Consider the following 26342-nt stretch of genomic DNA (forward strand, 5'->3'; position numbering starts at 1 on the left):
CATGACCGAGCGCACTATCGCCGTGGCAGAGTTCAAGACGCTGAGTCCAGCGCCCGAAACCGTGGTGAAGGTGCACTTCAACCCGGCCTCGCTGCAGTACACGGTGTCCAACACGCTGGGCCCCGCTGGACAGGGCGCGGGCAGCCGCCAATACGTGAGCGCCACCGTGGCCAAGCTCACCATGGACCTGGTGTTCGACACCACCGCGCAGAACCTCGGTGGCGAGGTTCAGGGCGGCGAAGACGTGCGCAGCACCACCGACAAGATGGCGCAGATGCTCAAGCCCTTCGGTGGCGAGAACGAGAAGACCCCGCCGCGCGTGGAGTTCAGCTGGGGTGCCTACCGCTTCGTGGGCACGGTGGAGCAATACAAGGAAACGCTGGACCTGTTCTCGCACGACGGTGTGCCGCTGCGCGCCGGCGTCAACCTCACGCTTTCCAGCGACGCGCCCAATTTCGAAAGCGCCAGCGCGCCGGCCTCTTCGGCCGATCGTGCAGGCGCCTCCAGCATGGAGGTGCCTGGCGGGGCAGGGCCATCGGGGGTGGCCTCGGCCGGTGGCGATCCACGCGCGGCCCGCGCGGTGGCCAACGCCAACGCCTCGGCCAGCCTGCGCTTTGGCGGCAGTGCTTCTTTGCTGGTGGACGCCAGGGTGTCGCTGGGCGCGCCGGCCGCGTTTGCGTCGGGCTCGCTCTCGGTGGGGGCTGGCGCCGGGGTGGGTATCGGTGCTGGCATCGGCATCGGGGCGACCGCCGGCACGGCCTTTGCCGGCCTGCGCACCGGCGTCGGCGCCAGCGCATCGCTGCCCAACGCGCAGGCCCTGCTGCCCTCGGCGCATGCGCGCACCGGCGCCACCGGCTTTGCGCCCGGCGGCATGGCGCGCGGTTCGGGCGCCGGCAGCCTGGGCACCGACGTGGGCGCCGCCGCCGACCTCCAAGCCCGCATCGCCTTCGACTGATCGACCCGGAGACACACATGCCCATCACCTTCGAAGAAGTCACCGCCGAGGTGCCGGCCGAGCGGCCCACCCCGCCCACGGCCCAGGCGAACGAAGCTCCATCGCCCGACGACCCGCGCGCGCTGGAAGCGCTGCAGCAAGCGCTGGACCTGCGCGCCGAGCGCGCTTGGCGACTGCGGACCGATTGAGCTCCCCTTGCGAACCTCGCCATGACCGAAACCGCCCTCAGCCGACAAGCCCTCTACAGCGCGCGCCCCACGCTGCGGCTGGCCGGTCAGGCCGATGTGCGGCTGTCCAACCTGTTGATTGCCATGCGCATGGACGAGAGCGAAGGCGGCATGAGCCGCCTGGAACTGCGCCTCTCGAACTGGGTGGGCACCACGGCGGGCGGCACCGAGCAGGCCTTTGGCGCACAGTCCGATCTGAAACTGGGCGCCGATCTGGCCGTGTATGCGGGCGACGTGCAGGCGCCGGTGGAGGTGTTTCGCGGCAAGGTCAGCGCCATCGAACTGGTGTTCAGCATGGGTGGTGCGCCCGAGATCACGGTGCTGGCCGAAGACGCGCTGCAGGCCGCACGCATGGCCCGGCGCAGCAAGACCTACACCGACATGGCCCCCGCCGACGTGGTGCGTGAAGTGGCTGGCGCGCTCAACCTGCGCCCCACCGTGACCGGCCTCACCAGCCCGGTGGACACCTGGGCGCAGATCAACGAGAGCGATCTCGCCTTCCTGCGCCGCCTGCTCGCGCGGTTTGATGCCGATCTGCAAATCGTGGGCGACGAGCTGCAGGTGGCACCGCGCGGCGACGTGGCGCGAGGCGAGGTGGAGCTCGCGCTCTTTGGCCAGCTCATGCGCGCCCGCGTGATCGCCGACCTGTCGCAACAGGTCACCGCCACCAGCGCGGCCGGCTGGAATCCGGTGGACGGCAGCGCGGTGAGCCATGAGGCCACGCAGATCACGCACAGTGGGCCGGGCAGCGGTCGCAGCGGGTTGTCGTGGCTCGATGAAGCCTTGGGTGCGCGCCATGAACACTTGGGCCATCTGGTGGTGAGCAGCGATGCACAGGCCCAGGCCGTGGCCACTGCGGCGCTGGACCAGCGCGCGCGTCGCTTTGTTCGCATCGAAGGCCTGAGCGAAGGCAACCCGGCCATCCGCGTGGGCACCACCGTGTCCGTCACCGGGCTCTCGCCCCAGTTCGACAACCGCTACTTCGTGTGTGCAGCTACACACCTCTACGACCAGACGGCGGGCTACCGCACCGAGTTCAGCGGTGAGTGCGCCTTTCTCGGGGAGGGCGCATGAAACACGATGCGCTGCTGGACCGACCGACGGGCTGGCTGCAGGCCGGTGCGCTGGCACAGGTGGTTTCGCTCGACGACCCCGCGGGCCGCAACCGGGTGCAGGTGCGCCTGCTGGCGCACGACGGCGTGACCGGCCAGGACGCGCCGCTGTGGGCGCGCGTGGTGGCGCCGTTCGCCGGACGCGACCGGGGCTTCTTCTTCCTGCCCGACGTGGACGACGAGGTGCTGGTGATCTTCATGAACGGCGACGCGCGCCACCCGCTGATCATGGGTGGGCTGTGGAACGGCAGCTCGCCTTCGCCCGCCGATGTGGTCAACGGCCAGCACAAGACCAAGCGGCTGAAGTCGAAGAACGGTGTGGCCATCACCATCCTGGACGAAGACGGACAGGAGACCCTGACGCTGGAGACCCCTGGCGGGCAGACCGTGACGCTGCAGGACGGGCCGGGGTCGATCACGCTGGAAGACGCCAACGGCAACCGCGTGGTGATGGACACAGCAGGCATCGCGGTGGAAGCCGCGGCCAAGGTGAAGGTGACGGCCTCGCAGGTGGAGGTGAGCGCGGGCACGGTCAAGGTGGACGCGGTCGTGTCCACCTTCTCCGGTCTGGTGAAGTGCGACACGCTGCAGGCCAATGCCGTCGTTTCGGCCAGCTACACCCCGGGCGCCGGGAACATCTGGTGACGCCATGGCCCGCACCCTGATGCAAGCTCCTCACGATGTGGCCCTGGGCGCGCCGCGCGGTGTGGCCACGGGCGGCGCGCCGCTGCTGTTGCAGCGTTCCGATGGCGATTTCATCGACGCCGTGCTCGACGAGATCACCACCGCCGAGGGCCGCGCCAGGCTGCTGGCCACGCGTGCTGCCGCGCGCACGCAGCGCCAGGTGCTCAAGCTGTTACAGCCCATCCAGCGCCAGCACCACCTGGCCGTGCTGGAAGCCTGGTGCGACACGCCGGGCACGCCGCGCGTGGACCCGGCGCGGGTGGAATCGGCCGGGCTGGTGGTGCGCCGGGTGCGTCGCGCTGGCAGCGCCACAGAAGAGGGATGGATGCGATCGCGCGGGCGCCTGCGCGGCTGGCTGCCGGTGGCGCGCATCGGTGGGGCCGCGCGCGACCCTGCAAGCCAGCTGCGGCTGCACAGCGGCCACACCGGTGTGGCCGACATCGACCACGAGCTGGTGCAGCTGGCCTTGCAGCGCGAGGACACGCTGCTCGATGAACACGTGGTGCCGATGTTCGTGGCGCCCCCCGGTGTCTGCAAGGCCGCGGGCAAGACGGTGTATTACGGCCTGGTGCCCACGGTGAGCAGCGAGCTGGCCGAGACCGCGCCGGTGTTCGACGAAGCCAACACCTTCGGGCCCGAGAGCGCCGATTTCCGCAACCACCTGGTGCAGGCCCTGCGTGGCGAGGCCATGGACTTGCCGCTCGATGGCGAGACGCTGCACCCGGCCTGGACCGAAGCCGCCGAGCTCGCCACCACCGTGCGGCCCACGGGCGTGTCGATCGACCACTGGAACCAGCTGCGCCTGGGCGGCGGCGCGCGCACGGGCCTGCAGCGACTGTTGCGGCTGCTGCGCCAGCTCGATGGTGAGTTCAACGCCTTTGCAGGCACCTCGCCCGTGGCGCAGGCGCTGCGCCAGCAGCTCGCGGCCATCGCCTTGCCCTTGAAGTTGCGCGTGGGCGAAACGGTGGCGCGCACGGTCAGTGCCGAGGCCTTCCTGCGCCAGGCGGTGCAGGTGCTGGTGCAGCGCGATGAGCAGGCCAGCCGGCCCGAGATGCCCGCGCGCTGGCCCGCCTTGCCCAGCCACCAGGCGCAAGCCTTGCGGCTGGCGCTTTCGCGCGCGGTGGCCGAGCGTTTCGTGCAGCTCAACCCGGCGCCGGGCCGCTTTGACGACGCCAACGCACAGTACGTGGTGCGGGCCTTCGTGCGCCTCAAGCCCGAGTGTGGTTGCCCCGCGCGCATCGTCTGGAGCGAGGCCACCGAACCTTTTGTGATCGCGCCGTGGTTCGAAGGCTCGGGCGCACCGCCGGTGCGCATCAACCTGCCCGACATCACCGAGCCCGGCCTGCTGCGCTCGCTCAAACCCAATGTGTCCTTCACTGTGCCGCCCGCGCTGCAGAACCTGCTGAGCGGCAACCCCAAGGACCTGATGGAGGGCAAGAAACCACCCGATGGCGGCATCACCATCGGCTGGATCTGCAGCTTCAGCATCCCCATCATCACGCTGTGCGCCTTCATCGTGCTGAGCATCTTCCTGAGCCTGTTCGACCTGATCTTCAAGTGGATGGCGTTCATCAAGATCTGCATCCCGTTTCCGAAGAGGGGCGAGTGATGAACACCAGCGCCGCTCCCATTGGATTTCCGTTGCTCGGCCTGCCCGACGAACACGGCCAGCTCGGCTGGCCTGCGCTTGAGAAAAGCGTGCGCGACGGCATCCGCATCTTGCTGAGCACACGCCCTGGCGAGCAACTCATGCGCCCCGAGTTCGGCGGCGGGCTGGACCGCCTGCTGCACGAGCCCAACACCCTGGCCACGCGCCGACGCATCCGCGATCTGGTGCAGGCTTCGCTGGCGCGCTGGGAACCGCGCATCCTGCTCGACGCGGTGGAGGTGTGGGACGTGCCCGATGCCCCGAGCCACCTGCGGGTGGAGATCCAGTACCGGCTGGCGCGCACGGGTGCGCCGGGCCGCGTGAACGTCAACGTGCAGCTGGAGAACTAGATGCCTATCGTCCCGCCCAGCCTCGATGACCGCCGCTTTGACGACCTCGTCGAAGACCTGATCGCGCGCATTCCCGCGCACACACCCGAATGGACCAACCCGCGCCAGGGCGACCCCGGGCGCACGCTGATCGAACTCTTCGCCTGGCTGGGCGACGCGCTGCTCTACCGCGCCAACCTCATCCCCGAGCGCCAGCGCCTGGTGTTTTTGAAGCTGCTCGGCCAGGGCCTGCGCGCAGCCCAGCCGGCGCGCGGCATCGTGGGCCTGTCGTATGCGCAGCCGCTGGCCGACCTGCGCGCGAGTTCGCTGCTGCCCGGTGCCCGGCTCAAAGGCGCGCAGCCCTTCGAGACCCTGGGTGAGACCACGGTGCTGCCGGTGACCGGAGAGACCTACATCAAGCGCAAGCTCACCGACACCGAGGCGGCCCACATGGCCGACGTGATCAGCGGCCTCTCGCGCGTGCACCGCATCAGCGGCGCGGTGCAGGGCTACGAGACGCTGGCCGTGTTTGCCCAGGGCCGTGCCGAGCCTGGTGGCTTCGATGTGTTCGAGCGCTCGACCGACCGCGCCGTGTGGATCGCCTTGCTTGCACCGGCAGCGCCGGGTCCGCTGGAGCAAGCGAGCGTGAATGACAGTGTGCGCGCGGCGCTCGGTGGCGGTGACACCGGCGTGCCTTCGCTGCTCTCGCTGGGCATCGTGCCCGCGCTGCCCCTGCCAGCGCTGTTCGAAGAAGTGGGCCCGCTGGCCGAGGTGCCGGTGATCTGGGAGATGGTCACGCGCAGGCCCGGCACGCAGACGCTGGACTACCTCACGCTGGAGCCGCTGCCCGGCAGCGACACCTCGCGCGGCTTCACCCGGCCGGGCACCTTGCGCCTGCCGCTGCCCGGCCAGGACGACATCTGGGTGCCTTCCAACCAGGTGGGCGTGAACCCGCTGGCCGGTGTGGGCGATGCACCGCCCCGTCTGGACGACGCGGCGCGCGCCGCGCGGCTGGTGGCCTGGCTGCGTGTGCGCCCGCGCCCCGGCAGCCAGGTGCAGCGCCTGCCGCTCACCTGGCTGGGCATCAACGCGGCCGAGGTCGACCAGCGCGTGACGCTGCAGGGCCAGGTGCTGGGCACCAGCACGGGTGCGGCCGACCAGAGCTTTGCCCTGCCCGCCGGTTCGGTGGACCCCGAGACGCTGGTGATCGAAGTGGAAGAACCCGGCGGGCGCGGCTACCACCCGTGGCAGCGCGTGGACGACCTGGCCGCGATCAGTGCCCATGCCCTCACAGCGCGCGAGGCCGGTGCGTTCGAGCTCGACGCCGAAGCCGGCACGGTGCGGTTTGGCGATGGCGTGCGCGGCCGCATCCCCGAGCGGCTCATGCGCGTGCGGCTGGCGCGTGGGCGCTTTGGCGGTGGGCGCGCGGGCAACCTGGCACCCGCCAGCCTGAGCGAGATCGCCGCCACGCTCATCAATGGCCAGCGCGCACCCGCCATGAAGGTGCACCAGCCGCTGGCCATGGACGGCGGCGAAGACGCCGAGACCTTGCCCCAGGCCGAGCGGCGCATACCGGCCACGCTGCGTCACCAGCAACGCGCGGTGACCGCCGACGATTTCAAACGCCTCGCACTGGAAACACCCGCCGCCGATGTGGGCCGGGTCGAGGTGATGCCGCGCTTCAAGCCGCGCGATCGGCGTTTTCATGTGCCCGGTGTGGTGAGCGTGGTGGTGCTGCCGTCCGCCGCACTCGCGCCGGCGCCCAACCCGCGTCCGGACCGACCCTTCATCGAGCGCGTGCACGCCCACCTCTCGGCGCGGGTGCCGCTGGCCACCGAGCTGTACGTGATCGGTTGCGAATACGTGCCGCTGGGTCTATCGGTGGCGCTGCGCCTGCGCGAAGGCTTTGCGCGCGACAAGCTGCTTCATGAGGTGCGCGAAGCCCTGCGCCGCCTGCTCTGGCCGCTGGCCCCCGGCGGGCTGGAAGGCGAGGGCTGGGCGCTGGGGCGCTCGGTGCGCGAACGCGAACTGGAGGTGGAGGTATCGCGCGTGGCCGGTGTGGCCGAGGTCACCGGCCTGCAGCTGTTTGCACGCCATGGCGCGACCGGCCAGGAAGACTGGACCCTGCTGCCGCGCAACCAGGCCGGTGCCCAGCAGACGCTGAACCTGCAGCCCTGGCAGTTGCCCGAGTTGTTGTCCATCGTGGTGGTGGAGGGTGCAGAAGCGCCGACGAATCTGCGCGCGCTGCCCAACCCGTTTGCGCAGGCCAATGCCGTGGCCGTGCCGGTAGTGCCGGAGCTGTGTTGATGGACGCCAACGGCTCCCGCTTCTGGTCGCTGCAGGCGCCGGCCCACTGGCCCACGCTGGGGCAGGGTCTTGGCCATGTGCGCTGGCATGCCGACTGCGGCGCGCTGAGCCTGGCGTCCGAGCGGGACCTGGAAGCCCCGGTGGATGCAGCGGCCAGCCGCAGCGCGGCACTGCTCGCGCTGAACGAGGTGCCGCGCGCGCTCGATGCGCAGGGCGTGGTCTGCAGCTGGCACGCGCCCAGCCAGGCCATCGTGGTGCGCAGTGCCCACCTGAACGATGCCGCCATTGCTCTGCCGCTGGACGCCGTTCCCACCGATCTGTGTGTGGGCAGTGACGGCGTGCTTTACGTCGCTTTGCCGGGGCGTGTGCTCATGCACGACCTGCGGCGTCGCTGGGACGATGTGGAGGTGGCCGAGCAAGGCCTGGCGCCTTGGCGCCTGGCCGCCCACCCCCAGGGGGGCGTGTGGGTGCTGGAGCGCGGCAGCGGGCGGCTGGCGCGTTTGAAAGGCCACCCGCTGCCCAGCCAGACACCCGCCACCGACGCCTACGCGCCCGGTGTGTTCCGCCCCGATCCCGAGAACTGCCGCGCGCCCGCGATGAGCGTGGTGCACGACGGTTGGAGCGGTGTGGCCGAGCCGTTCGCGCTGGCCTGCCATGCCACGGGTGGTTTGCTGCTGATGGGTTGGAACAGCGCAGGGCAGGCTTGGGTGCGGCGCTGGGATGAAGCGACCCGCACACCCGGCCCCATGCGCCCGTTGCGCGGTGCGGTGCATGCGCACGCGCTCACCTGGCTCGATGGCACACGCATGGCCGTGCGCATGCCGGGGCGCGTCGATGCACCCGCGTTTGCCATCGACAACAGCCCCACGGGCGAGCTGCCCGCGCTGGGTGAGGTTTTTCCGCTGGCAAACGACCAGCGCGAGGCGCCGTTCGTGCACCGGCCCGAGGGTGTGGCGCACTACCCCGTGCGCGAAGACGCAGCCGAGCCGCTGTATGCGCTGGCCTTGCCCAACCTCGCACGCAGCGGCACGGCGGCCAGCTTCACCACCGAGGACGGCCGCCTGCGCGCGCAGCTCATCGACAGCGGCACGCCTGCCACCACCTGGCACCGCGTGTTCATGGAAGCCAGCATTCCCCCGGTCTGCGGCGTGGTGGTGTGGCTGGCCGCCACCAACGACCCCCAACCCCCGGCAGCCGAACGGCTGGACGCCTGGCACCCCCACGCCTTTGGCCGCGATGTGCGCGCCATCGATCCCGCCGCAGCCGGTCCCCATGTGCCGCACGCGGTGTGGGAGCGCGCGCCCTCCGAACTGCCGGCGCACCCGGGCCTGGCACCGTGGGCGCCGCAGCGTGGGCTGCGAGGCCTTTTTTCCGTGCTGGTGCAGAACGCACGCACGGCGGTGCGCTCGCTCAGCGGCCGCTACCTGTGGGTGCGCCTGAGCCTGCACGGCGATGGCCGCGCCAGCCCCGAGGTGGTGGCCCTGCGCGCCTGGGCCAGTCGCTTCAACTACGCTGAGCAGTACCTGCCGCGCATCTACCGCGAGACGTTGTTTGGTGATGCGGCGCAGTTGCCCGGCGAGCGGCTGGACAGCATCGACGAAGGCCATGCCGCGGGTCTCGATCTCGGTGGCGAACCCGAGGTGGCGCTGCTGCTGCGCCTGGCCATCGGCGGCGTGCAGGTGAGCGACGGCGCTCAGGTGGTGGTGGAACACCCCGGGCGCAGCTGGCTTTTGCGCGATGGCGGCAGCGCGCGCTGCTGGCGCCTGCTGCTCGATGGCCACGCCATCGGGGTGTACCGCCCGCAGGCCTCGCCGGCCGATTTTCTGGCGCGCAGCCTGGCCAATGTGGAAGGCGTTCTCACGCAGCTCGAAGACCGCGTGGCCCACGCGCACCTGCTCACCGATCCCGCCAGCACGCCGGCCGAACACCTGGACTGGCTCGCGAGCTGGGTCGGCCTGAGCTTTGATGCGGCCCTGCCCGATGCGCGCCGCCGCACCTGGCTGCAGGCCGCGCCCGAGCTGGCGCGCTGGCACGGCACGCGCCGCGGCCTGGCGCTGGCACTCGACGTGGCCACCGGAGGTGGCGTGAGCGGCGGCGAGGTGGTGGTGATCGAAGACTTCCGCCTGCGCCGCCTGCTCGCCACGCTGCTGGGCGTGGACCTGGCCGATGAGGACGACCCGCTGCTGCCGGGCCTGCAGGTCAGCGGCAACTCGGTGGTGGGCGACACGCTGGTGCTGGGAGACCAGGCGCGCGCCGAACTCATGGCGCTCTACCGCGAAGAGGCCACCACCGACGTCGAAGACCAGGGCATTGCCGATTTTTATGGACGCCTGGCGCACCGCGCCACCGTGCTGGTGCACCGCGAGGTGGACGACGTGGACCTGGGCCTGATCCGTCGCATCGTGGCCCTGGAGGCGCCCGCCCACGTGGAGGTGCGCGTGACCACCGCGAGCTGGCCCTTCATGGTGGGTGTGGCCAGTCTCGTGGGTGTGGACACCTACCTGGCCCGCGCTGTTGCACCTCGTCCGGTGCGGGTGCAGCGCTCGGTGCTGGGCGGGGGCGACTTCGTGCTCGGCCCGACCACGCTGGATCCGCGCCTGCGCGGCGAGGCCGCGCCGCCGCCGGTGGTTCCTGCCGAACCACTTTCGGCTCCCCGCAACAGAAAACCACGACCCCGCAAGGAGTGATCCATGACGTCCACCGCCAACACGGCCACCACCTTCAGCACCGCCGACCCGCTCACGCGCCAGCCGCTGGGCGAGCGCCCCGTGTACGCCACCGGCATGCTGCTGGACGCGCAGGATTTTCTGGACGAACAGACCTACCACCGCAGCCAGCTGGCGCGCGCGCTGGGCGCTGTGGCGGGCAGCGGCACGCTGGCCGGGCTGCGGGTGGAGCACCGGCCGGCGGTGGACGCCGGGCCGGGCGCCAGGCCCGAAGAAATCCAGGTCAACGCCGGGCTGGCGGTGGACCGGCTGGGCCGGCTCATCGAGTTGCCGCGTCCGGCCTGCTTGAGGGTTCAGCGCTGGTGGGACGCCGAGGCCGCGCGCAGCAACCTGCTGCAAGCCGACTACACCACGCCGGGCCGTTTCATGTCGGCGCGCGCGCAGGCCGGTGTGACGCTGCCCACGCGCGCCGTGGTGGCCGACGTGTTCCTGCGCTTCGTGGCCTGCCCGCGCGGCCTCACGCCAGCCTTTGCCAGCGGTCCCTTCGATGCGTTGAACGCGGTGAGCGTGTCGCGCCTGCGCGATGCCTACGAACTGCACCTGGTGCCGCGCCACAACCTCACCGACGCCGGCCTCGGCCTGCCGCTGCGCCCCGGTGCCTTCACCTTGCCGGTGGAAGAAGAGACCGCCGCGGAGGCCCTGGCGCGCGAAGCCGCCATGGACGACCCGAGCGCCGATCCCGCCGTGCGCCGCGCCGCGCTGCAGGACGCCGTGCTGCACGGCTACCACCGCACGGCCGACGAGTTGCCGCGCGGCCCCGAGCACCCACCCACGGTGGACGCCAGCGCGGTGTTCATCGCGCGCTTGCTGATCCCGGTGGAAGCCACAGACCCCAGCGTGCGCCAGGGCAGCGCCGTGCTTATCGACAACCACAGTCGTCGATTCCTGCCAGGTCTCGGCGTGCTCGCGCGCTGGACAGGACTCTGAGCCATTCATGTTTTCCCACCCCTTCACCGGAGCACGCCATGAACCCCAGCACAGGCACCGCCCGCGAACCGATCGCCTCCGACCAGGTGCAGACCCTGCGCGACGCCGGCGTGTTGATCGAAGACCACCGGCGCGACCGGCCACGCTACTTCGACGGCCGCTTTCTCGCCGCGCGTGACCTCATCCGCGACCAGCAGTACTTCCTCACGCGCGAGGCCGATCTGGGCCAGGCCGCCGGCAGCGGCGTGACCACCGGGCTCTTCGTGCAGGAAGGCGGCCAGCCCCAGACGCTGGTGGTCTCCAGCGGCCACGGCATCACCCCCTCGGGCGAGCTGGTGCTGCTGCCGCGCAGCATCGATGTGCAGCTGGCCAACCTGCCGGTGGCCGAACAGCTCTCGGCACGCTTTGGCCTCTCGCGCCTGCCGCAGCCGCCGCTGCGCAGCCGCACCGGTCTCTTCGTGCTGGCGCTGCGCCCGGTGGAGTTCACCGCCAACCCGATCGGCGCCTACCCGACCTCCCTCACTGGCCAGCGCACGGTGGAAGACGGTGACGTGATCGAGGCCACCGCCGTGGTGCTGGTGCCGTGGCAGGACGACGGCGCCGCCGATGCGCTGGATGCGCGGCGCGGTCGTGCGGCGCGCGCCATCTTCACCCAGGGCACCTCGGCAGGTGTCTCGGCCAACGTGTTGCCGCTGGCCATGATCGCGCTGCAGAACAACACCGTGGTGTGGATCGACGAAGCGATGGTGCGGCGCGAGCTCGGCGCCGACCGGGGCGACCTGCCGGGCCTGGGCTTTGCGCCGCGTGGCCTGCGGCTGGCGCATCTCATGCAGCACCAGGCGCACCTGGCCGATGTGCAGACGCGCAGCGGTGGGCGCGGCTTTCCCGCCATCACGCATTTTCCCGCGCTGCCGCCGGCCGGCCCCTTGCCGGCCGGCGTGATCAACGCGGTGGATTTCACGCAGAACTACTTTCCGGCCGAGGTCGATGTGGACTTCACCATCATCCCGGAGGACGAGTTGCCCGCGCTGATCGAAGAAGCGCTGGCACTGCAGCCGATCGACCTCACCGCCGCGGCCGAGGCACTGGACTCCACCGCCGTGATGATCCTGGCGCCGGTGCCGCGCGTGGAGTGGCGCGCAGTGGCCGCGCGCGTGGGGCAGGGCGCCACGCTGGCCCAGCGCGTGGTCAAACCCGCCGCGCCCAACCTCATCGCGCAGCGCAGGCCGTTTGAAATCTTGCAGAAGCTGCGCCTGCCCCGTGCGGTGCTGCAGAGCGCGGCGCTGGGTCCGGCCGATGCCGAATGGCAGCGTCTGGCGCGCCTGAACAACCTGTGGTTCGTGCGCCGCCGCCACCTGGCCTACCGCGACGACCTCGCCGGCAGCTACCGCGAAATCACCGGCAACGACGAGCGCGTGATTGAACTCGACCTCAACACCCGCATCACGAAGCTGGGCCTCACGCCGCGCTACGAGAACGTGCTCAAGTTCGCCACGCCCGCGGCGGCCAGCACCGTCATCGGCCTGCTCGCAGGCAAGCGCTACCTGGAGTCTCCGGTGCTCACCGCCGCCGCGCTTGGCTTGCTCAACGATGCCATCGACACCGCCGAGCGCCTGGGTGGCAAACCCTCGCTCGACAAGACGCAGGTGCTCGGCGTGGCCGCCGTGCTGGGCGAGCCCGAGAAGAACGAGGCGCTGTGGGCACTGATCCAGCGCGAGAGCCAGGCCCCGATACCGGCCGCCGAGCTGCTGGCCATTGCCAGCGGCTCGGCCTGGAACACCCCACCGGTGGACGAGGGCGCGCAGGAGGAGCGCGTCACCAAACGCATGGACAGCCTGGGTCTGGTGGATGTGTGGGCCGAGGTGTTCAAGAACTCGTCGGCCAAGGCCATGGCGGCGGAAGTGCAGTTGCTGGCCAGCACGCGCTTTGAGGCCTCGCCCGTGCTGAGCGCCGCCGCGCTCGGCCTGATGCTGGAGTTCGTGCAGCGCAACGGCTCCATCAAGGACCCGGCGGTGGTGGGCGAGGTGGCCAACAGCCTGCTCGACCCGATCAACAGCGAAGTGCTCAACAAATACCTGGCCCTGGAGCGCCGCCGGCCACTGGACGCCGACACGCTGCGCCAGCTGGTGAAGTCGGTCGAAGAGTGGCGACCCGTGAGCACCCGCATCACGCGAGCGGCACCAGCAAAGGCCGCAGCGAAAACCGGGGCGACGACAGCGCCAGTGAAAAAGGCCCCGCGAACCCCGGCCCGCAAGAAGTCCTGAGTTGCACCACAACACCCACCCGGGAGATCCGACGTGACCATCGAACGCATTGACCAACCGCTGCAGGGCGAGCGCGTGGTGGCGCTGTCACCGGAGGATGCCGGCAGCGCCGCGACCGACTGGCGCCGCCGACCCAACCTGTTCGCCGGGCGCACCCTCACCGAGGCCACGCTGCAAGGCCGCCAGCGCTGGCAGGCCGGGCACTTGCACCACCGCGCCCGTGCCCTCACCGCGGGCGTGGTGCGTGGCCTGGAGGTGTTTGCGCTGCCCGGATCGGGCGGTGCGCGCCTGCTCATCGAACCCGGCCAGGGCCTGGCGGTGGACGGAGAAGACGTGGTGCTGGTGCGCCGAGCCGAGTGCCTGTTGAATGCCCTGCCGGTGGTCGCGCCGCCGGCGTGGCTGCAGGTGCAGGAAAGCGATGTGGGTGAGGCCACCGAGACCGATGGACTGGGCCTGGTCAACCCGCGCGGCGTGCCCGAGGGCATCACCCTGGCCGATCTTCGGTCGAGCGCCGGCAACCGCTTGCCCAGGGTGGGTGTGCTGGTGCTGCAAGCCGTGACGGTGGACACCGCCGAGTTCGACCCGAACGACCCGTGTGACCGCTGCCCGTGCGGCGAGGGCGAAGGCAGCGAGAGCAACGTGGCCGCGTTCGAGGACTGGCGCATGACCGACGGCGCGCGCCTGCTCTGGTACGCCTGGCCCGTGGAGTGGCGCGCGCTGCCGCTGACCACCCTGCGCCTGCGCAATGCGCTGGCCCACACCGTGTTCGATGCCGAGGCCGCGCTGCGCCATGGCGAGGCACTTCCCTGGGAAGACTGGGGCGTGCCGCTGGCCCTGGTGGGGCTGAGCGAGACGGGCCTGGTGCAGTGGGTGGACCGTGCCTCTGTGGTGCGCCAGGGTGGGCGCGCCAAGGAAGCGCGCCTGCAGCGCCTGACGGGCGTCGGGGTGGGTGGGGCGCTGGGCGCCAACAGCCGCCTTCCCGCGCTGTGGCAGGCCCGCATCGAACAGTTCGCACAGCAGATGGCCGAGACGCCCGAGCCGCTGCCCGCGCCCAACGTGCTGGCCGATCCCTATCTGCGTCTGCCGCCGTGCGGCCTCATGCCCAAGAGTGCGCTGGACCTCTCCACCGTGCTCACGCAGCCCCAGCTCAGCAGCCCGTTTTTTCCACCCGGGTTTGAGCTCGACGCGGTGCCGGTGCCGATCGAACAGCTCGACCTGGCGATGCGCGAAGCTGCGCCGCTGGCCAGCTTCGACATGTCGGCCCCTGAGCGGCTGCGCCTGCTGGTGCCTGTGACACAGGCATCGTGGGAGCCGCGCCTGTTGCACCCCGAGGTGGTGGACCCGGCGTTCCAGGAAGCGCTGAGTGAATTCACCGAGCGCCGCGCGCGGGAACTCGGCGCTCGCCAAGGCCTGCGGCACGAGCAGCCCCACCTGGTTCGCGCGCTCACCGGGCGGCCGCAGGTGGTGCCCGAACTGGGCGACGACCCGCAGGCGCTCGACGAAGAAAGCCTGGAGCCCTGGGGGCCACCGCCGCTGGGGGGTGGGCATGTGAGCACGCTGCAGGCCGGCGCGCACGCCCACCTGTTCGACGGCGCGCTGCAGGCCTTCACGCCGACCGCCGTCGAGGCGTTGTACGCCTGGGTGTGCCTGGACCCGGACCACCCGCCGCGTTGTCTGATGCTGCAGTGGCGCGACGACACCGGCTGGTCGCACCGCGCCTACTGGGGCGAGCCGCTGCTGACCTGGGGCCGCCCGGCCACGGGCGCGCACCCGTTCAAGGTGGCCGGGCACTTCCATGTGGGCGACCTGCCGCCGGCTGGCCGCTGGGTGCGCCTGGAAGTGCCGAGCAGCCTGGTGGGCCTGGCCGGTGTGGCCGTCAACGGCATGTCGTTCGACCTGTTTGACGGGCGCGCGGCATGGGGCCCGACAGGTGCGGGCGCGCGACCCTGGTTCGGCCATGTGCTGCCCACCGGGGCGCGGCAGGACGGCAACGAGCCCTGGCTGCTGCTCTCGCACAACGATCTGTGGGCACCGTTCGAGGCTGGCGATGGCCTGCAACCCACGCAGCCCGTGCTGGTGCCACCCGGTGGTGGCCATGCGGAAGCAGCACAGCCCGGCATCCACCAGCACTACCTGGAGGGCGCCACGGCCACGCTGGGCGCCATCGCGGCCACCGAGAACCTGTTCGTCTGGGTCTACCTCGACGCGACACGACCGCCGCGCGAACTCATGATCCAGTGGAAAGTGGGGCCCAACTGGAACACCGACGGGCGGCGCGCCTACTGGGGCGAAGACCTGATTGCCTGGGGGGTGGACAAGTCCCCGAGCCGAAGGCCCAGGGGCGCCTTGCCCAAGCTTGGCGAGTGGGTGCGTTTGGAGGTGCCCTCCAGCGAACTCGACATCGGCACCCGCGCCATCAACGGCATTGCCTTCACCCTGTTCGACGGCTGCGCGGCCTTCGGTGGCTGCGGCAAGATCGCGCAGGCCACGACCAACCCGCCGGGCGCGCGCGCTGAGACCACTTGGTTCTCGGGCAGCGCCCCCGCTGGTGCCAGCCTGGTGGGCACCTGGACCTGGCTGCAGCCGCTGGAGATGGTCGAGCCCACGCCGGCAGCTCGCGTGGGCCAGGCCAGCGCCATCGCCAGCCTGATCGCCGACCCGGTGGTCAACGCCCTGTCGGAGCGCGAGCAGGCCCAGCTGCCGCTGCGCGGGCTGGAGGGTTTCATGGCCTTTCTGCGCGCGCGCATCGACCGGGCCGACGACATCACCGACTTCGGCTTCACCCACATGCAGGTGGACATGCACCGCATCCGCCAGATGATGATGACCACGTCCGATGCCAGCCGGCTGGCCACGTCGCCGGTGCTGGCGGCGATCGCCAAGTCCGACAGCGCGGTCAACGTGCAGACGCAGATCAAGGAGTTCATCGGGCGCATCAAGCAGCCGTCGGTCACGGCACCGAGGTCACCCGAGCCGGTGCCGGTCTCGCGCGCCGTCACGGCCACGGCGTTCGCCTCGATGAACGTCGTCTCCACCGTGACCAGCGTGCAGATGGTGCAGCAGAAGAGCCAGATCACGCTGCTGAAGGCGCCGAGTGCGCCGATCAACATCGTCTACGCGAACCCGGTGGTGGGCCTCTCACGGGTGCGAACCGTGGCCGTGGCCGACCGGCTCAAGCAGCCACCGTCGACCGAAGCGCGCGACTTCGCGCTGGCCAACCGCCAGCGCACCGTGCTGGAGGTGTTGCAACTGCTGCAGACCTTCACCGCCGAGGACGGTGGCACCACGCCCGCGCTGCTCAAGGACTTCAAGGTGCGCGGGCTGACGCAGGACCCGTTCCTGGAGGGCGTCAGCGGCGAGCGCGCGCTGGCCGACTTCCTGGGCAACGACGCGCTCAAGACCAAGCTGCTCGCGCCCCCACCGACCACGATCCCGGGCAGCGACGGCGCGCCCAAGCCGGTGGAACCCGATGAAGCGATGCTGTTCACGCAGACGGTGGCGCTGTCGGAAAACACCATCGCCATCCTGCGCAGCCTTGAAGGGCGGCTGGCGGCCTACCGCAGCGCACTCACGCGCTGCGAGCAGGCCTTGGGCGCGCTGCAAGGCCACATCGAAGCGGCTGGCCTGCGTGTGCGCCAGGCCGACGACCGCCTGGCCGAAGCGCGGCACGACGTGGGCGTGGCGCGTGCGCTGCTCGAAGAAGAAAAGGCCCGCGTGCAGGCGGTCAACGCGCGGCGCAGCCGCGTGCTGGCGCAGGAGGTGCAGTACCTGGCCTTCGTACGTCCGCGCGAGACCAGCACCCTGCTGGCCGCCCCCTGGCGCGTGCTCGACCCCGGCCTGCTGGAAGCGCCGGTGCCCGCCTGCCTGCGCGACCACGACGATGTACCCGACGAGCTGGATGAAATGCTCAAGGTGCTGCGCGAGGCACCGGCCGCCCACTTCGTGGTCGCTCCCGCGATCCTGCAGAAGATCGACCGGCCCGAGCTGTTGCTGCGCACGATCCAGAGCGCACAGTTGCGCAGCACCGTGATCACGCAGCGCGTGATGCCCACGTTCACAGCCGCAGCGGGCCAGCTGGGGGTGCACATCGGCCAGATGCTGGTGCGCCAGACGCAGGCCATCGCGGTGCGCGCCGAGGCGGTGCAGCGGCTGGACATCCAGCGCCTGTCCAGCCAATCGTGGCAGACCGTGCAGCGCGAAGCGCAGGCGGTGATCTCGCTGGGCGACATCATCGATGGCGATCACGGCAAGGGCGAGGTGTCGCGCCGCGCCAGCGAACTCTTCGAGCGCATCGCGGGCGTGTGCGCCTGCCTGCACGCGGAGTTTTCCGGCGTGCTGCCGGCGGTGCGGCTGGAGTGGGCCGAGGTGATGTCGCAGTTCGACGAAGCACCCAACCTGCGCAACCTGGGCAGCCTGCCGCGCTGGAGCAGCATCCCCTATGTGGACCGCCGCCAGATGCAGGCCTACACCGATTTTCTGTTCGACCAAGTGCCGCCAGCGAACGAGTCCGCGGTGGCGCTCGTCAACGACGTGGTGCGCATGGCGCTGCTGCTGGCCAGCCACGCACCGGTGGGCCGCATCGTGGCCGGACGCATGCCACGCCCGGTGACGGCGGTGCGCGTGGGCAGCCGCATTCCGCTGACCGCGCTGGACAACAGCCGCCTGCGCGTGGGCATGCAGGCCATGATCTACAAGGGCAACGCCCTGATGGCGCGCGCCACGGTGGAAGACGTGGGGCAGGGCGAGGTGTCGGCCCGGCTGGTGCACACCAGCAGCGTGCAGATCGATCTGGACACCGACGTGCGCGTGCACTTCGACCAGGCCAAGGTGCTGAGCAGCGCGCCCGTGCGCAAGACCAGCCTGTTCAAGGTCTGAACCCAAGCCCTCCAACCATGGGCGCAGCCGACCGCACCGTACAACGCCTGCACCTGCGCGCACCCAGCGCCCAGGCCGCAGTGCACGCGGTGCACCGGCTGGAGGACGCACTGCGCTGCGCCAGCCTGCCCGATGCGGACGAGCGTGTGCTGCTGGTGCGCCGGCTTCACCTGGGCCGCCTGCCCGCAGGCCTGTCGTCGCAGAGCCTGAGCTTGCTGATCGAGCAGCGCGTGGCGGCGGTGGGGGGTGAGTGGGTCAACGGTGTTGAGGAGCGCGCGGCGCGAAGCGACACGGTGTTTTTTGCCAGCCGCCTGCAGGCCGCACAGGCCGCGCTGCGGCGTCGCGCGCAGGGTTCTGCGCTGAGCGCCTGGTACTGGCCGCTGGCTTTGCCGGGGGTGGCGGTGCAGGCGGTGCCTGGTGTGTTCGTGGCGCAGTTGCTCCACGCCGTGTCGGGGTGGCGCGAGGCCGCGGCGGCCTGGCCGGCGCTGGTGGACAGCGTGGAGGTTCCGGCCACGCAGGACTGGTGGCGCGAACACCTGCCACACGCATGGCGGGCGCACCTCGCGCGTGTGGTGCCCCGCGAGCCGCAGCCGGCGGGTACGGCACTGCGTGCGCAGGCCGCGCCAGGCGCGAGTTCTCCCAGGGCCGATGCCACGCCATGGCTCGGCGTGCTGCCACCGGCGGGCGGGCACGGCGGTGTGGACAACGCCCGGGCCGAGGGCGGCACGGCACGCCACGAACACCCGCCACACCGCAGCGAGCGCGCCGCTGCTGCGCGCCGCGCGACGCGGATGCAGGGGCCAACGGCCTCGGGCGAGAGGCGGACCGGATCGGACATCCCGACCGAGGGCACCGAGACGCCATCCAGGGCCGAGGACGCGCAGCCGCGCGCCGTGCTGGGGGCGTCGGTTCGTGAGGACGCCGAGCCCTCCGGGGCCCTTGTTTCCAGATACCCGGTCGAAGCACTCGCGACCGACGCCAGCGGCCTGCTGTTTCTGTGGCCTGTGCTCGAACGCCTGGGCTTCGCCGCGCAAGACACCGACCCTTCAGACGCGTGGCTGGGGCCGCGCGTGCTGCGCCTGGCGCTGCTGCGGCTGCGTGTGCCGGACACCGACCCGGCCTGGGCGATGCTGGCGAGCCTGCCCGCCTTGCCGCAGGCCTGCGAAACGTCCGATGAGCGCGCCGCGCAGTGGCTGCAGGCCTGCCGCCGCCATGCGCGTCGCGTGCTGCGCATCAGCCTGGCCAGCCTGGTGCTGCGCCCTGGCTGGCTGCAATGGAGTGCCACCCACATCGATGTGCATTTCCACCGGCGCGATGCCGACATCCGCGTGCGCCGCGCCGCGCTTGACATCAACCCCGGCTGGATCGATGGCCTTCAGCGTGTGGTGGGTTTTCACTACGACCGCGAGGACCGGCGCACATGAACGCCGCCGTGCCGACGTCGGTGATGCTGGCGCCCGCGCTGCACGAGCTTCTGCTCGGGCTGCTTGCGCCGGACGATGCATCGCCCGAGCCCGAAGCCCTGTGGCTGCGCCAGCGCCGCAGCTTGGGCGAGCCCACCGATGTGCTGGCCGGCTGGTTGCACACGCCGCCGCCCGCTGCGCAGCCCTTGCTGGATCTTGTTGCCCGCCACCAGCTGGGGCTGGTCGAGTTGATCGCACTCTCGCTGGTGAGCGCATCCGAAGTCGACGCCATGGTCGGCCGCGTGGTCGCGTGGCTGCAGGCCCCGCTGCCCGGGTCCCGTCCCCGCGTGGGTCTGGTGGCCCGCATCGCCGGTTGCCTGCACATCCCGCAGGCGCAGGCCCGCCTGATCGAAGGCGCGGCGCGGGCCGTGCAGTTGCTGCGCATCGACTCCGTGCCGCACACCACCTTGCCCGAGGCCACGCTGCACATGCCGTTGCCGCTGGTGATGGCGCTGCAAGGCCGTGGCCTGCGCTGGCCCGGTGTGCTGGATGCCGCGCGCGGCGTGGACTGGCTGACCGGTGCGGTGCGCGCGGACGCGGAGCGGCAGGCCCGGGCCTTGCAGCCGCACGGCGTGCTGGTGGTGCGCAGCCAGCACCCCGCTGAGTCGCGTGCGGTGTGCGCGGCCATGGCGTTGGCGCTGGGCCGTTCGATGGCGGTGCTGGAAGGCGCGGTGCCCGAGGGCCTGGGCGCATGGGCCGATTTTGTCCAGGCCATGCCCGTCTTCGTGCCCGATCTGGCACCCGGCGAGGTGTTCGACGTGCCTGAGTTGCCCGGCCACGGCGGGCCGATGCTGGTGGCCACCGGGGTGGACGGCAACGTGACCTGGCGCGGCGATGCACCGCCCGAGTGGCGCCTGCCTTTGCCCGGCTTGCCCGAGCGGCAGGCACTGTGGCGGCAACACCTGGGCGACGACACCCTGGCGGTCTCGCTGGCTGCACAGCACCGGGGTGGCAGCTTCAGCATCGAGCACCTGGCCACGCAAGCGCGCCACCTGGCGCGCCTGAGCGGTGGAAGTGCGCCGCCCACCACGGACCACGCCCGCCAGGCGTTGCGCGCGGGCACACCGGGCGCGCTGGGCAGCCTGGCCGAGCTGGTGAACGACACCATCGACGACGACGCACTGGTGCTGGCCGCCCCGCTGCGGCGGGAGCTCGAATCGCTGCTGGCGCGCTGCCGCTTGCGCGAAGGCCTGGCGCAGGACCTGGGCCATGCGGCGCGTGCGCGCTACCGGCCGGGTGTGCGGGCCTTGCTGGTGGGACCATCGGGCACCGGCAAGACGCTGGCTGCGGCCTGGCTGGCCACCCGGCTGGGCTTGCCCCTCTACCGTGTCGATGTCGCCTCCGTCACGAGCAAGTACATCGGCGAGACGGAAAAAAACCTCGCACGCCTGTTCGCGCGCGCCGAGCACAGCGAGGTGGTGCTGCTGTTTGACGAGGCCGACTCGCTGTTTGGCAAGCGCACCGAAGTGAAGGACGCGCACGACCGCTATGCCAATACGCAGACCAACTACCTGCTGCAGCGCATGGAGACGTTTGAAGGCATCGCGCTGCTCACCAGCAACAGCCGTGCGCGCTTCGACGCGGCGTTCACGCGCCGTCTCGACGCCATCCTGGAGTTTCCCGCACCGGCTCCCGAGGAGCGCCGCCGGCTCTGGCTCGCCCACCTGGGCGAGTGCCAGGGCCTGAGCGACGCGCAGCTCAACCAGCTGGCCGCCGCCTGCGACCTCGCGGGTGGCCAGGTGCGCAACGCCACGCTGCGCGCCGCTGCGAGCGCACTCGCTCAGGCTCGGGCCTTGCACTTCGGTGACGTGCTGGACGCGGTGGCCGCCGAGTACCGCAAGCTGGGCCGGCAGATGCCTGCCGGCCTGCAGACCGGAGCGTCGTCGTGGGCCTGACGGCACTGGCTTCATCCACCCGCCGCGACGCCCTGGCCACGCGGGCCGCAGCGCGCCGGCGCGCGCTGGAGCCGCTGGCCGATGGAGCTGCGGGCCGCGCGGCCCTGGAGACCGACATCGAGCCGCCCGCCGGCATGCCGCGCTACCTGGAGCTGGGTCCCGGGGAGCGCGGCTTGTCGCCACCGCGCGAAGCGGCGCAAGACCACGGCGGTGAAGTGGGCCCGGCTGCGGACAGCGGGACCGGGTCGGCGCACGGCGCGTCCGCCACAGTGGATGCCGAGGTGCCCGAGCCCGGCCCCGACCGGCGCGAGGAAGTGGCGCACGAGGCATCGCACGAGCACGAAGACGCTGCCACCCACACCAGCGAAACCCTCGAGCGCGAAACCGATGCCGGGACAGGCCTGGGCGAAACCTCTGTCGATGGCACCGAACTCGCGCCCGCCCTGAACGATCTGCCGAGCGGCGACCCGACCGCCATGGCGGCGCTGGACGACACCGCGCTGATCGACGTGGAGCTGGCCGAGCACGAGCGCTGGGCGGGCTCCTTCGGTGCGCTCGGCACGGCGGGCAGCGACGAGCGCGCGCGCTTCCTGCTCGACCAGGCGGGCGAGGGGGCAGCCGCCGGGTTCTGGGGCGGCGTGGGCATGGGTGCCGTGATGGGGGCGGCCGGTGGTGCGCTCGGCCACATCGCTGGCCGCCGCCTGGCCACGCTGGCGGTGTCGCGCGGCGCCACCGCCGTGCCGGTACCCGGCCTGGGCCCTGCCATCGGCGGCGTTATGGCCATCGCCGGCCTGTTCACCCGCGACTGGGGCGCGTCGTTCGACACCATCGGCCGCGTGGGCACGGGCGAAGGCTACGAAGGTCTGGCCAACGACCTCGAAGGCATTGCCGAAGCGCTGGACATGGCCTGCACCTTCATGGACATTGTGGGCGGCATCTGCGGTGCGATCGCGGTGGGCATGTGGGTCGGGGCGGTGGTCTCGGGCGGCGCGCTGGCGCCGCTGGCGCTCACGCTCTCGGCCATCGGCACCGGCATCAGCATCGCCACCACGGCGGTGGGCGTGATCATCAATGTGGCAGTGCGCCCGGCCGTGACGGCCTTGCGCGCGCTGCACGCCTTCGAGTCGCAGGGCGACCCTGCGGCCGTGGAAGCAGCGGGTGCCTCGCTGTCGTCGGCGGCAGCGCAGCTCACCGGTGCGGCCGGTGGCGCGCTGGGCGGGCGCGCGGGTGGACACATCGGCACGCGCGGCGGTGCCGGCCTGGTCCGCGCAGGCAGCGCGGTGGCGGCGCGGCGCACCGGCGGACGCCCCGCCATGAGTGCCACCGCGGGACCCGGGCCGCGCGTGCACCTGGAGGTGCCCGAAGCACCCGGTGCCGGCGTGGTGGCCCGGCGGCCCGATGCCGCGACGGCACCCGCGACGCCCACCACCGCCGCACGGCCCGCCGCCACCGACAGGCCGGCGGCGGCATCGCCCACACGTCCTGCCATCGCCCCGGACGATTTCAGCGACCTCAACGGTGTGGTCGCCGACCTCAACGCCAGCCCCGCCCTGGCCGCCCGGCTGACCGACACCCGACCGGCCCTGGCGCGGCGCGCCACCCCCTGGACCACCGAGACCGCCCGCGCCTACGCCAACGACCAGGCCGCTGGGCACCGCGCCGCCACAGGCATGACCGGTGCCGAGGTGCAGGCCGGGCACACCGCCGCCGCGCGCAACGCCGTGGAATCCGGCATCCGGGAGGCCGACTGGGACACGCAGCCCATGATGGACCTGCACAGCCGCCGTGGCATGGGGCTCGACGCCACGGTGACCGACGTCGATCCTGTCACGGGCGCCACGCGCGCCCGCACCCGCACGCGCCACACCTCGCAGGAACGCATCATCGATGCAGCGGTAGCGCGGTCGAGGGCGGCAACGGGTGGCACGCTCACGCCCAGGGGTCACTTGGACGCCGCCGACTACGTGGCCTGGGTCACGGCCAACACGCCCTACCGGCAGGGCGACATCGACGCGTTGCGAGGCGGCGGGCTGGCAGCACCGGGGCGTGGGCCCGCGGTGGATCCCGTCACTGGCCGCGTCGTCCCGCCCGCACCGGGCACCGGCCCCGCCGCGTCCTCGCCCCGCCGCAGTGCTGCACCCGACACCGCGTCCCCCACCGGCGCACCACCCCGCTACGCACCCCACACCGAGACCGTGCGCACGCCCGACCGCGCCGCCGCCATGGCGCAGTACCACGAACAGATCCGCACCGACCCCAGCCGCGAATCGGGTGTGTGGCGCGGGCCGGACGGCACCTATCACGTGATGCAGGGCGACAGCGGCTCGGTGCGCCCGCCCTCGGCCAGTGGCCCGCTCACGCTGGTGTACCACTCGCACCCGGTGGAGGCCGACGCCGCGGGCCGTGGCCTGGTGTCGCAACCCTCTCAGGCCGAAGGCGACTTCGGCGTGCTGGCCTACGAGCACGGCGAGGGACCCGCCGGCCGGCGGGTGGAATCGGAGCTGCACTTTCCCACCTACGGCCCCGATGGCACCCACGCGGGCTTTGGCGCCACGCGCTTTGCGTACGACCCCACCAGCCCGCTGCCGCTGCAGGTGACCACCACCCTGCCCGGAGGCAGACCCAGCACGCAGCGCTATGCGTCGTACGCCGACTTCGAGGCCCGCACCGGCATCCGCGCGGGGGGCGACACACCCGATGCGTCCACCGCCGCACGGGTCGATGCCGATGCGGCTCTCTCGGCCGACCGCACCGCCGCAGCGCGGCGCATCGACGAGACCGCCGCCGGACTGGCCGGCCGCACCACCCCGGTGGGTGCGCGCGTCGGGCGCGACGAGGCCCGCACCGCAGCGGCGGCCGAATCCTCGTCGGAGCTTGGTGAGCGCGGTCCTGCGTACGCGGTGAGCATCGCCGGCCTCGCGCCGGGCGAGTCGATGGAGTTGCCGATCAACCCCGCCTACCCCGCACCACCGGGCACGCCGGAGCAGCTCGATGCCTTGCTGGATCAGGTGGACACCGCCAGCCACACCGCCGAAGCCTTGAGCGGCACCGAGGCCAGCATGGCCGCGCACGCCGAAACCGAGCGCGAGCACGAGGCCGGGCTGGCTGAAGCCATGGTGGTGGGCGAAGACCTCACCGCCGGGCGCGAGGAACACGCTGGCGAGGTGGATGCCACCTCCGGCACCAACGACAACATGTTGACGCAGGCCGGCGAGGCCTGGGACTCGCTGGGCGAGAGCTCGCGCGAAGCCTCGGCGCTGGGCAGCCTGGTCGTCAGTCTCGATGCCTTTCGCGGTATGGCCCACCTGTTCTCGTATTTGCCCGGCGACCTGGGCACGCGCGCCGAAACCGCGCGCAACGATTCGACGCGCCTCATCGAAACACTCAACCGCGTGAGCGACGCCGACGCGGCGCAGGCGGCGGTGGGCACCGGGCGCGAAACCATCGAGGGTGATGGTGAACGCATCGAGGCCGTGGCCAGCGTTGGCGAGGGCACCGACGCGGAGATTGCCGAAGGCACCAGCGCACTCACCGAACTGGAGGCCGCCAACACCGCGAGCCTGGCCGAGACCGAGGCCACGCACGGTCTGGCGACCCGCGAGCGGCGCGCCGCCGAAGACTCGCAGACGGAGGCGCAGGGTGCGCACGACGCGCTGCTGGCCGAGTTGCAGGGGTGGGCACAACAACACCGCCAGGCGCGCGAAGATGCGGTGTCCCAAGCCCTCGGCACCTACGAGGCCATGGGGCTGTCCGCCACGGCGATGCCTCCATGACCGGACAGGGCGATCCACGGGCCGATGCGAGCCCCGAATGGCTTGAAGGGCAGGCCCGTGCCCGCCTGGCCCAGGCCGACCTGGCTGGTGCGGCCGACCTGCTGCAACGCGCGGCGACCGGGTGGCACTACATGGGCAACCACAACAGGGCGGGCACCTGCTGGCTGCTGGCCGCGTCCACGCTGCGCCTGGCTGGCTTGATGGATCAAGCCGCGCAAGCCGCCCGCCACGCCGAGGCGCTGGCCTTGCCCGATGCCTTGCGGCGCGGTATCGACATGGAGCTGGCCGAGCAGGCACTGGCCAGCGGCGATGCAGCTCGTGCACAGGCGCGGTTTTCGGCATTGCTGGAGCAGCACGGCCAGCACATCGACGCAAAGCTTCGAGCGTTGGTGCTGCAACGCCGCGCTGCCGCCGCGCTGGCCGCGCACGAAGAGCGGGCCGCGGCCGATGATTTCTGCGCTGCCGCCGTGCTGATGCAATCGCTCGGGCTTGCCGCAGACGCGGAAGCGGCCCGCCTGGCTGCTGCGTCGTGCCTGTCGGCGGTGGACCCGCCGGGTGCCGAGGCCCTCTGGCAAGACGTCGACCAGCAGCCCCCGCACGATGGAACGGCCGCCGCGCGGCGCTGTCTGGTGGGCGCGCAGGTGGCCCTGCAAGGCCATCAGCCAGCGCTGGCGCTGGAGCGCCTTGCCAGGGCACGTCAGGGAGCGCTGGATGCGCGCGACGCCACCGCCTACCTTGCAGCGTCGGTGCAGGCGGCCAGTCTGCTGGAGCAGCAAGGTCACGCAGAGAACGCCTATGCGCGCCTGGCGTCAGCCTGGGTCACGCTGGGCGACCTGCTGGGCCAGGAGCCGGCCGCTCAGCTGGTGCGACCCGCACTGGCCGGATTGCGTGAGCGTTTGGGTGAGGCTGCGTTCCAGCGCGTGCGCCAGAGCCATGCAGCGCGGCGCGACGTCGGCTGACACGGTTGCGCCAGCAAGCGATTCGCATGCCGGACTCGCAGTGTGGAGGCGTTCCATGGGGGCGCTGCCGGTGACACCGAAGGGTGAAATCGGCAGGCAAGCCAGATTCTTGAAGGCGCGTTGCATCCCAGATGACCGGTGATTGGTGGCCATTTCCGAGGATCACGCGAGCCAAAGCTCCGTAACCTCTGCAGGAAC

15 protein-coding genes are annotated in these 26342 nt (G+C 71.6%); all 15 read left to right on the top strand.

Annotation, left to right across the window (positions count from 1 at the left end; genetic code table 11):
- The first annotated feature begins 1 nt into the window (after window position 1).
- From F9Z44_RS06790 to F9Z44_RS06860, 15 genes are read left to right on the top strand one after another with little or no spacing between them, the layout of a single operon-like run.
- Window positions 2-955 carry a CIS tube protein gene (locus tag F9Z44_RS06790; RefSeq protein WP_159604654.1) on the top strand — a complete coding sequence of 318 codons (954 nt, stop codon included), beginning with the start codon at window positions 2-4 and terminating at the stop codon, window positions 953-955.
- Between the two features lie 17 nt (window positions 956-972).
- Window positions 973-1143 carry a hypothetical protein gene (locus tag F9Z44_RS06795; protein ID WP_159604656.1) on the top strand — a complete coding sequence of 57 codons (171 nt, stop codon included), beginning with the start codon at window positions 973-975 and terminating at the stop codon, window positions 1141-1143.
- A gap of 21 nt (window positions 1144-1164) precedes the next feature.
- On the top strand, window positions 1165-2256 hold the full coding sequence (locus F9Z44_RS06800) for a phage late control D family protein (protein ID WP_159604658.1): 1092 nt from the start codon (window positions 1165-1167) through the stop codon (window positions 2254-2256).
- On the top strand, window positions 2253-2939 hold the full coding sequence (locus tag F9Z44_RS06805) for a phage baseplate assembly protein V (protein ID WP_159604660.1): 687 nt from the start codon (window positions 2253-2255) through the stop codon (window positions 2937-2939). The genes F9Z44_RS06800 and F9Z44_RS06805 overlap by 4 nt, the downstream gene beginning before the upstream one ends.
- A gap of 4 nt (window positions 2940-2943) precedes the next feature.
- Window positions 2944-4587 carry a hypothetical protein gene (locus F9Z44_RS06810; RefSeq protein ID WP_159604662.1) on the top strand — a complete coding sequence of 548 codons (1644 nt, stop codon included), beginning with the start codon at window positions 2944-2946 and terminating at the stop codon, window positions 4585-4587.
- Window positions 4587-4976 (top strand): GPW/gp25 family protein, encoded by a 390-nt coding sequence (locus F9Z44_RS06815; protein WP_159604664.1) that lies wholly within the window; start codon window positions 4587-4589, stop codon window positions 4974-4976. The genes F9Z44_RS06810 and F9Z44_RS06815 overlap by 1 nt, the downstream gene beginning before the upstream one ends.
- Window positions 4977-7262, top strand: a complete 2286-nt coding sequence (locus F9Z44_RS06820; protein WP_159604666.1) for a putative baseplate assembly protein — start codon at window positions 4977-4979, stop codon at window positions 7260-7262.
- Complete coding sequence (locus F9Z44_RS06825) at window positions 7262-9949, top strand: phage tail protein (protein WP_159604667.1); 2688 nt, start codon at window positions 7262-7264, stop codon at window positions 9947-9949. The genes F9Z44_RS06820 and F9Z44_RS06825 overlap by 1 nt, the downstream gene beginning before the upstream one ends.
- Window positions 9950-9952: 3 nt before the next feature.
- Window positions 9953-10915, top strand: coding sequence for a hypothetical protein (locus tag F9Z44_RS06830; RefSeq protein WP_159604668.1), 963 nt, complete (start codon window positions 9953-9955; stop codon window positions 10913-10915).
- Between the two features lie 38 nt (window positions 10916-10953).
- Entirely contained in the window at window positions 10954-13179 is a 2226-nt protein-coding gene (locus tag F9Z44_RS06835; protein ID WP_159604669.1) for a hypothetical protein, read from the top strand.
- Window positions 13180-13212: 33 nt separating this feature from the next.
- Window positions 13213-18054, top strand: coding sequence for a hypothetical protein (locus F9Z44_RS06840; RefSeq protein ID WP_159604670.1), 4842 nt, complete (start codon window positions 13213-13215; stop codon window positions 18052-18054).
- Window positions 18055-18071: 17 nt separating this feature from the next.
- Entirely contained in the window at window positions 18072-19478 is a 1407-nt protein-coding gene (locus tag F9Z44_RS06845; RefSeq protein ID WP_159604671.1) for a hypothetical protein, read from the top strand.
- Entirely contained in the window at window positions 19475-21412 is a 1938-nt protein-coding gene (locus F9Z44_RS06850) for an ATP-binding protein (RefSeq protein ID WP_159604672.1), read from the top strand. The genes F9Z44_RS06845 and F9Z44_RS06850 overlap by 4 nt, the downstream gene beginning before the upstream one ends.
- Window positions 21403-25185: a hypothetical protein gene (locus tag F9Z44_RS06855; RefSeq protein WP_159604673.1), complete on the top strand. Its 3783-nt coding sequence runs from the start codon at window positions 21403-21405 to the stop codon at window positions 25183-25185. Before F9Z44_RS06850 ends, F9Z44_RS06855 begins: the two co-directional genes overlap by 10 nt.
- Complete coding sequence (locus tag F9Z44_RS06860) at window positions 25182-26144, top strand: hypothetical protein (protein WP_159604674.1); 963 nt, start codon at window positions 25182-25184, stop codon at window positions 26142-26144. Before F9Z44_RS06855 ends, F9Z44_RS06860 begins: the two co-directional genes overlap by 4 nt.
- Window positions 26145-26342: the final 198 nt, after the last annotated feature.

This window comes from Hydrogenophaga sp. PBL-H3 (assembly GCF_010104355.1).
In the GTDB taxonomy this organism is placed as follows: Bacteria; Pseudomonadota; Gammaproteobacteria; order Burkholderiales; family Burkholderiaceae_C; genus Hydrogenophaga.